Genomic DNA, 9393 nt, shown 5'->3' on the forward strand with positions numbered 1-9393 from the left:
GGATGATTGTGGCATTTTGCACACTGCAATCTTGCCCCCAAAAACACCTGCGAGATCGTTTCCACGCATTCGTTCATGTCAGTCGAGGTACGATAGAAAGTCGCAGGCGGGTTCGCCAGAGTGCTGCCGCTGGCGGTCAGCAATTGTTTGGCGAATTCGTCGTAGGGCAAGTTGTCACGCAGCGACTGCTCAACCCAGCGATTGTATTTGTAAACACCCTCGTCGCCGACCAACTTGCTGGTCATTTTCAACAAGTCGCCCCACTTGAGTGCCCAAAACTTGGCAAACTCGTCACGCTCCAACAGTGAGTCGACAAGTCGTTGACGTTTGTCTTCGCCAGTATCCGCGAGGAACGACTTGGTTTCCTCGATCGACGGCAGAATCCCCAGTACATCCAAACTCACACGCCGCAGGAACTCGTCATCGCTGCACGTTTGTGACGGCAAGTATTGCAACTGCTTTAGCTTGACGCTTGCCAGTTCGTCGACATAACTGTTCGGTGGCGGCGACTTCCACTCGAATCCGTCTGTTTTCTCGACAAACATCAGCGGCACGGATTCAATGTGTTCGAGAAACCGCACTAAGATCACAACTTCGCCGCGACCATACGGCGTCACCAAGCCATTGACGTCGACACTAGCAACCGATGTATCGGATGTTTCGTAAGCAACAAGATGTGTGACATCGCGACGACGGCCGTCGGCAAACAACGCGGTCACCGCGAGTTGTTGTCCGCCGTCGACGAGCGTCAGAATCTGCTTCTGGTTCGGATAAACTTCGAGCTGCGTGACTCGCGAAACGTCCGCAGGATCCGCGGCCGCGCCACCCGCGATCCAATCTCGCAATAGACTGTAGGCAGCATCGTTCTTATGCAACTGTTTGCCACCACCGTGAGCCACGCTCATCAGCGGCTTGAGCAACAGCAAACTTTTCTCGGCTTCCAACGGGTTGATGCGTCGCCCAAAGTCCTCGCGGATCAATGTCAGTTCATCGAGCTGTTTGTCGAACGCACGCAAAGACAGACGGAAGCCGCCCTTGCCACTGGGCGATCCGTGACAGGCACCTGCATTGCAACCTTGCTTGGATAGCGCTACCAGGACTTCCGATTCAAACTCGATACTGCGAGGCGACTGCATGTTGGTGACATGCACCGGAATCTTTTGGCGTTGACTGCCGACTTGGACCGTGACCTCAGCTTCGCCATCGGCGATCGGATAGACAGTTCCGTCTCGCACTTCGGCAACCTGGGGATTGGACGACGTGATTCGCGAATGACGCGTCCAGTCACGCGGCGATTGCTGTTCGTTCATCCCAGTGACCGCAATCTGTTGCCGACCGCGAGCATCGTTCAATTTAATTTCTTTGGGATAGACCACCAGACTGTGGGGACTATCAATGATTGTCGGCAGCGTGTGTGTCGAGCGGACCGTGAAGTCCTGGCCGGTAAACTTGCTGGCTGCACTGAGCGTTATTTCTAGCGCCGTATCGAGAGCCGCGTCGGCGGCGATCTGGAACTCAAATTCTGCCTGTGTTTGATCGCCCGCAATCACGATTGACGGTGCGGCGGTGATACCCGCTGGAAGGTTTTCTAACGCGATCGTGACCGGCTGTGGATCATTCCCCTGACGTACCAATTGCACGCTGCAGCGGGCCGAACCACCGCGAATGATTGGCTCAGGAACGTTCAAACTGACGCTGACGGGGTCGATCCATTGGACCGGCATCTCGTAGGCTTCAATGCGTCCATGTCCATTGAACTCGCCAAAGACTAACAGCGGCAAATGCTCGGGTTCGTTGACCACTTGCTCATTGCGAGCGAATGATAACGTGTAGGTATCCTTTTCCGGCTTCGTCGTGACGGTCCATCCGCCAGGCAGCGACGTGGATAGCACTTCGACACCCGCTTTGAACTCGGCTTGAATCCGTTTGAGTGTCAGTGAGGCTGTGTGTGAACGAACGGGACGAGCGAACTGAATGGGGGTTGCAGGGTCGAAGGCAAACGGCGATTCCGTTTTCGTTGCCGCCGCCAACGCAAGCTCACCGCGATCTTGCGACGTCGGTGCGAGCACAAACGGTTCTTTGGTGCGGCGAAGCGAGTGGCTATTCACGCGACAGCTTTGCGCCGGGTCACTGACCGACGTTGCCACAAGCTGAAACACATCGAAGCGGGCCGGATTCCATTCTGCATTCGCGGTTAAATAAATCCTCGCTGTTTCCGCCTTGGCAGGGATCCGTGGATTTAAAATTTGCAAACCTTGTTCCGGCTGGGACAAGGCCAAATCGATTTCACCATCGTAACCAAACCGCGAAATTTGCAGGTCGATTGCACAGGCACCGCTTTGAGACTGGATACTGAATTCCTGGCGAGTCGCCGCATCCGCTTTGAGGGCAATTGTGAACGATCCCGCCGGAATGATTTCAATCCAATAACTGAATTCCTCGCCACCACGTTTGAGCAGATCGCTGACGTCCAAGCGATAGTCACCGTCGCCGGGTAGTGTGGCATCAAAGCTCCAGTGGTCAGCATCGCTGACGGTGGTTTCTGCGATCTTCGCTCCTGCGGCGCTGAACAATTGCATTTGCAACAAGGTGGGACTGCCCAGACTGCGAGTTTTCGCTGAGAAGCGAACGACTTGCCCTTTGACGCCGCGAACAAGATAGCTGTCGACTTCTTGCGGTTGTTGCAAACGACCGCTAATCCCAATCGGTAGCGTCAGGGTCTGCTGTGTTGCTGATTCAACGAACTGCGGATGTTCGCTGCAATACAGCGGCAGCCAACTTGAAGATTGACCCTCGTCGAGTTTTGCCTGGACTTGGATGACACCATCCGTATCGGCGGGAATCTCAATTTCTCGCGGCGCGACGAGTTTTCCGTCGGGTCCGGTAAAGGCAATCGATGTCTTCTCGCCACTGCGAGCTGCGAGGGGAAAACACTGGTTGACGATGGGAAAGTCGCCGACTCGTAATTGATACACTGCACCAGCCGCCGCATTTCGACTATCGCGAATTTCGATCCAGTAGTCGCCTGCATTTGTGAATTGATAACGGAATCGGCAATCGGGACCAATCGAGGTGTCGTCGGCATCGATCAATGTCGTTCCCTCGGCATCCAGTAACCGCAGTACCGGGTCCATCGCGGAACGCAGCTGTTGAGTATGCACTTCAACGGCGATTCGCTGCCCGGCGCTGACGTGAATGCGATAGAAATCACTGAGCGATACATCGCAAACACCTTCGACGGTCGTTTTTGTGCTGATTTCTTGTGCCGTTTGCGTCGTATGGTTCTTGCCGCTGTCTTGAACTGCATCCAGATCGTCGACAAACAGGGTGTGTTGCTTGATCGCTCCGGTGGCGGTTGTAAGCCAGATACTGTGCGGTCCCAATTGGAAGTCGCTGGGTAACGTGATCGCGACGACGGCCGCCGTGGGTTCGAGTTTTTCGATTTTCCAACCGAGTTTTTTTTCACTCGATGCCAACCGCAGTGAATCGTTTAAGTCGGTTCCTTGGATCGTCAGCTGTGTGGTTTGCCCCGGCTTGTAGGTCCGCGTTTGAACTGCGGTGATTGTTTGAGCGGTGGCGTGCAGTGAGACGCACACCCACAACAGGCTCGATAAACAAATCGCAGTGGTTGGATTTCGCATAGGATCAACTCTCGGGGATGGTTACGTCAGTAACTCGTGCAGTACTTTGCCGGAGGAAATTCGGTGGGGGCGTTGTTCGCGATCCAGCAGGGAGGCGTCGGTCGGCAGCCCCATCGCGTGCAGGATCGTGGTCGCAAAATCCTGGGGTGAAACAGGATTGGACGCGGGATAGGCAGCATGTTTATCGCTGGCACCATAAACCATGCCGGGCCGAATTCCGCCGCCGGCTAAAATGCCGCTATAGCAGTACGGCCAATGCTCGCGTCCCGAGTTGTTTTTCGTGATATTTGGCGTGCGTCCGAACTCTCCAACCCACGCGACAATGGTCTCGTCCAGCAAACCACGTTCTTCCAAATCTTGCAGCAACGCCGATAGTGCTCGGTCCGCCGGTGGTATCAAGTCGTTCTTCAAACGATTGAAATTGTCACCATGCGTATCCCAAAAGTTCTTGCCATCGTTGTGCCAATTGACGGAAACCAACGGCACGCCATGCTCGACCAGTCGCCGCGCCATCAGCACACTTTGGCCGTGAATGTTTCGTCCATAACGCTCGCGGGTGACATCGCTTTCTTGAGCGAGATCAAACGCCGAGCGGACGCTGCTGCTACCGATCATCTCGATCGCCCGTGATTGATGATTTTCGTAGTTCGCAGCACCGAGAGATCGATGCAGGGATGCTCGTTGGCCGTCCAGCATTTTCAACAACTCGACACGCGATTCCAACCGCTGAAGACCGATATCCGCTGGCAACGTCAAACCTTGCGGATGCCAATTGGGATCGTTCAAATCGCCGCCGAGCAACATGCCATCGTAGGCCGAGCCGAGCCAGCCACCGTGTTGGCCAGGAGCTTCACCGCCCGGTGCGGCCGGATGAAACGCTTTCCAAGGCATCGCCACGAACGAGGGCAAACCGCTATCGCTCGGCCGCAATTTGGACACCAATGCACCCAAATGCGGCGAGTCCTTTGCACTGGGGGGATCTTTATCGCTCTTGAGCACCGGAGCGGGCTGCCCGGTGAGCGTCGCATGACCACTGGACAAGTGAGCGGGATCATCGTGCGTTAGCGAACGAATGATCGCTAGCTTGTCGGTCATCGTGGCAAGTTGGCTAAAGTGCTCACAGATTTGGATGCCGGGCACTTTGGTGGACGTCGGGTTGAACGTCCCACGAACCTCGGCCGGTGCATCAGGCTTCATGTCCAGCGTATCGAGCTGGCTCGGCCCACCCCACATGAACAGAAAAATGCACGCCTTGGCTCGTTTGCTCGGCAATTGAATCCCGCTCTGCTCGGCGTGGGCCAATCGCGATTGCAAATCACCCATACCCAATCCGAGTGCCGAGATCGCACCCGCTTGCAGCACTTGCCGGCGACTCGGACGATTGGATCGACGAAAGGCGTGACAGCCCGTCAAATGGTTGGTGTTTTTGAAGGACATCTTGTTAACTCAGCCCCGCGATGGGTTCGCCCTGATAAATATGGTGAGGTCGATTCTCGGCATCGTGCCAAGCCGCAGCGGCTGGGATTCCCAGTGCATCATAAATCGTGGCAGCAAAGTTCTCGGGCTTCACCGGTTGCTCGGCCGGATACGCGCCTTGCGCATCGGACTTGCCGACCACGTTGCCGCCTCGGATGCCACCGCCCGCAAAAAGCACCGATTGAACGGCACCCCAGTGATCGCGACCGGGCAGTTTGTAATGCTTTTTCAACCACGTGATTTGTGGCGTGCGACCAAATTCACCGGCCATGACTATCAACGTCTCGTCCAATTCACCCGTCGACTGCAAATCGTCCAACAGCGCCGAGACAGCTTGGTCGGTCGGAGGAAATAGATTGTTCTTCAGGTGCGGAAACGCGTTGCCGTGTGTATCCCACGTTTCGTCATTTCCTAAATTCACTTGCACCAAACTGACGCCGGCACTGACCAATTGTCGGGCCATCAGCAACGACCAACCAAAAGAATTGCGTCCATAGCGATCCAAGTCCTTGGTGTCCGCATTGGTCACGTCCAATGCCTGATGAACCGCTGACTCGGTCAGCAACGACACAGCACCTTGCCGCAGTCGATCAAAGTTCTCGACTTGAGCGAAACCCGCGAGCGTCTCACGCTGTCGATTCAATGATTCCAATAACGCCAATCGCCCATTGATCGCGTGCATTCCCAATCCGTCGGGCAATGAAAGTTGCGGTGCTTGAAACAAACGTTCGTCGGGTTTGCCGCGATCCTGGTGGTCAAACTTATATTCGGGAAACGCACCATAGGATGTATTATGAAACGGCGACGCTTGGATCATCCAAGGATCGTGCCTGGGGCCCATCGAACCTGCATGTTGGCCAGGGATCACGCGACCACTGCTGTGGATCAAACGTTCAGGCAACACCGCGGCGGTTGGCAAATTGTGTTGCTGTCGCGACCGCATCGCATGACCGGCCCCTGCAGCGCTCGAAGGGTGATCGGTACGACTGGACTGATTGGGACTGAACCCGGTCGGCAACTCGGAGCGCCCGGTCAACATGATGTGATGGGCGGCGGAATGTTCGTTGGAGCTATGCGTGAGGGAACGGCAGAGCGACCACATTTGGCTGCGCTGAGCCAATTGCGGCAGATGCTCGCAGATCTGCAGTCCGGGTGTCTTGGTCGACCGTGGCCGAAACTCGCCGCGAATGTTCTCTGGCGCCTCCGGCTTCATGTCAAAGCTGTCGTGTTGCGAAAGTCCGCCCGACAAGAAAATGAAGATGCATGATTTGGCTTTCCCACTCGGCTGAACACCATCCGCCGCAAACGCCTGACGCAGTCCGGTCAAATGGTTCATGCCCAGCCCGAGAATCCCTATCGCACCAGCTTGCAACGCACTACGACGTGACCAGCCGGTGTGTTGACAAGTGCTCGACGGATTTAGAGTGGACTTAGGGGTCATGCGGATGCTCCTGTGTAGAGATTCGAGATCACGCTGCCGTTGAGTAAATGATGGGGACGGTCCAGCGGATCCATCAGCGCAGCATCCGAGTCGACCCCCAAGGCGTTGAAGATCGTGCTGCAAATATCTGCCGGTGACCAGGAATTCGTCACGGGGTACGCTGCCTGGGCGTCCGTCTGGCCGAGCACTTGTCCGCCTCGGACACCCGCGCCGGCGAACAATCCAGAGTAAGCATGTGCCCAGTGATCGCGACCGGGAATCGTTTGGCCGGGGAGTGTTGAAATTTTGGGCGTTCGTCCGAATTCGCCCATCACAATCAACAAAGTATCGTCCAGCAGTCCCGATGCGGTTAAGTCATCGGTCAGCGCGGCGAGACCTTGATCCAACTGCGGCAACAGCGTGTTCTTGAGTCGCCCCCAATTGTCAACGTGTGTATCCCAAGTTTGCACGATGCCCATTGCCGCTTGCACGACGGGCACTCCAGCTTCGATCATGCGTTTGGACAGTAACAACGATTGACCGAACTTGTTGCGACCGTAGCGATCTCGTGTTTCGTCGGACTCGCGGTTGATCTCAAACGCTTGAGTCAACTTCCCCGAGGTTAGCAAACCATAGGCGAGGTCTTGCTGATCGCGGAGGGAATCGGTTTCCGGTCCCGCTAAGTTGCGACGTCCGCGGTTGAGATTGTCCAGAAGTTGGCGCCGTGATTGCAGTCGATCCGTGGTGATCCCATCACGCATCGAAAGCGCCTGGATCCGAAAATCCTTTTCGTTTGGATCGCCATTGATTTGCCAGGGATCATGTTTGGCACCGAGAAATCCCGCATGTTGCCCCGGCCATGTCAGCGGACCTTCGATAAAGTAATTCGGCAGCGAGACGCCTGAGGGCAGACCATCGCCGCGTGGCCGAATGAAATCCAACGCGGCGGCAAAGTTTGGAAAGTCGTTGCGAGTTTCAACACGATCTAAATCCGATCCGCCACGCGGTACCGGTGTCGGTCGACCGGTCAGTGCGACGTGGGTCGCCAGCAAATGATTGTGTTCGCGATGTGCCAACGTGCGGACGATGGCCCAGCGATCGGTTTGCTTGGCTAAAATTGGCAGGTGTTCACAGACGGTGACGCCTGGGATCGTGGTCGCGATCGGAGCGAACTCGCCGCGAACCTCCGTCGGGCCTTCGGGCTTGGGGTCCAGCATGTCCAGTTGGCTAGGACCACCGCTGAGCATCACGATCAACACCGACTTGGCCTTGCCGAACCCAATCGGCTTGGTCTGCAGTGGCTCGGCCGCCGTTGCACTTAATCTCGGCAGCGATGCCCCTACGACTCCAGCGGCAGCGACACGCAACAAACCACGACGATCTAGTCCATAGAGCGGCTTCAACATGATTGATCACCAACACAGGCGGGCTGCGAACGAGGCTTTGGGGAGGGAGTTCAGGCGGGCGGGACCCGCATTCTACACGAAACTGACTGGCCAAGTAGCAAACGACGGAAAACTCTCTTAGCACCGTCGGATGAATCGCTGGCGGCATTTTCCCTAGTGGACGAGGCAACGAGTCCTTTTTGGCTGAATGAAGCTGCAGGATTCGGAGCCTCATCCACCACCACCCGCCAATTATTGTTCCGAACGTCCTTAGCCGGAGATTTCGAAGGGTATTTGAGACGCTTGTCGAGTTCGTCCAGACGATGCATCTCATCTTGCACAAACGTTGTTGGGTGATGAACACGAATTGATACACCGGACTTGAAACACCCGTTTTGTTTCGCACGAAAGCGACCCGAATTTTAAGATCCCTTTCGGATGGCTAGCTTGTCTCATCGTGAATTCGTGAAGACGTAATACTCCATTTAATTCGGTGTGACGAAAAATGGCGTCACACGCGGCCTTATAAGGAAAGCGTTCCTTGTGAGGCAGCAGATGTTCGGTGACCGCTCGTAAAAACTCTGTCTTTGCTCCCCTCGGGCGGCAATGGGCCTGCCGAGACAGCACCACACGGTTGGATACGGGGTTAACCTAAAAGCGCTGCCTTGGGTGGCCAGAAAGGCGGTAGGCGGCCTGCCAGAATCGCTGGCGTGCCGGTTGACTGATCGTGGTCGGAATCTTTCGCGTTTTTCTGGTGTTTTGGGGGTCGGCAGGGAGTAAGATTTCGCTAATATGTCGCGACAAATTTGAGCCGGTCTCGGGATCCTTTTGCCTTCCTACGCCTATGCCTGAATCCTCTGCGCTGCCCTCGGGGATGTACTCTCTGTTTTTGGGGGCCTTGATCGTTTATCTGATCGCCATGTACGTGGTTGGCTTTATCGCCCAACGCCGCGTCCGCAACGTTGAGGATTTTGTACTCGCAGGCCGTCGACTGCCCACGTCGCTGGCCACGATCACGATTATCGCGACGTGGTTTGGTGCCGAGTCGCTGATGACGACCGCGGACGAAGTCGGCAACGAGGGGCTTCGCAAAGCGATGCTCGATCCGATCGGGATCGCAGGCTGTTTGCTGCTCGCCGGTTTGTTTGTCGCCGCACCGATGTGGCGGATGGGAATTTTGACCGTTCCCGATTTCTTTTTCCGCCGGTTTGGAAAAACGGCCGAGGTCATGTCGTCGCTGATCATCGTACCCAGCTATTTTGGCTGGGTAGCTGCCCAGTTTTTTGCTCTCGCCCAATTGCTAGATGTGTTTTTTGGGATTCCCCGAGAATGGGGTATCGTGGCGGTGGCGACGATCGGAACGGGCTACACGCTGCTCGGCGGGATGTGGACGATCACGTGGACCGACGCGATTCAGATGTCGTTCATCTTGCTCGGTCTGCTGTTACTCGGACACGCGATCCTGGTTCAC

At 55.9% G+C, this 9393-nt stretch carries 4 protein-coding genes and 1 pseudogene; 1 reads left to right on the plus strand and 4 read right to left on the minus strand.

Going from position 1 to position 9393, the window contains the following annotated elements:
- The 4 genes from ABX962_RS21060 to ABX962_RS21075 all read right to left on the minus strand — a co-directional run.
- Positions 1–3641, minus strand: a 3641-nt coding sequence (locus ABX962_RS21060) for a DUF1549 domain-containing protein (protein WP_372722022.1), incomplete at its 3' end; no start/stop codon positions are given.
- Between the two features lie 21 nt (positions 3642–3662).
- A complete protein-coding gene (locus ABX962_RS21065; RefSeq protein WP_372722024.1) occupies positions 3663–5078 on the minus strand; it encodes a DUF1501 domain-containing protein in 1416 nt (471 codons plus the stop codon).
- Between the two features lie 4 nt (positions 5079–5082).
- Positions 5083–6558 carry a DUF1501 domain-containing protein gene (locus ABX962_RS21070; RefSeq protein ID WP_372722026.1) on the minus strand — a complete coding sequence of 492 codons (1476 nt, stop codon included), beginning with the start codon at positions 6556–6558 and terminating at the stop codon, positions 5083–5085.
- On the minus strand, positions 6555–7943 hold the full coding sequence (locus tag ABX962_RS21075) for a DUF1501 domain-containing protein (RefSeq protein WP_372722028.1): 1389 nt from the start codon (positions 7941–7943) through the stop codon (positions 6555–6557). The genes ABX962_RS21070 and ABX962_RS21075 overlap by 4 nt, the downstream gene beginning before the upstream one ends.
- A gap of 823 nt (positions 7944–8766) precedes the next feature.
- On the opposite strand from ABX962_RS21075, the pseudogene ABX962_RS21080 reads away from it, so the two are divergent.
- Positions 8767–9393: pseudogene (locus ABX962_RS21080) on the plus strand (Na+:solute symporter); the annotation flags it as partial.

This window comes from Novipirellula sp. (assembly GCF_041583735.1).
Lineage (GTDB): Bacteria > Planctomycetota > Planctomycetia > Pirellulales > Pirellulaceae > Novipirellula.

Coding starts and splice junctions, on each gene's coding strand:
- ABX962_RS21065 (WP_372722024.1), bottom strand. CDS start 5,078: ATGTCCTTCAAAAACACCAACCATTTGACGGGCTGTCACGCCTTTCGT.
- ABX962_RS21070 (WP_372722026.1), bottom strand. CDS start 6,558: ATGACCCCTAAGTCCACTCTAAATCCGTCGAGCACTTGTCAACACACC.
- ABX962_RS21075 (WP_372722028.1), bottom strand. CDS start 7,943: ATGTTGAAGCCGCTCTATGGACTAGATCGTCGTGGTTTGTTGCGTGTC.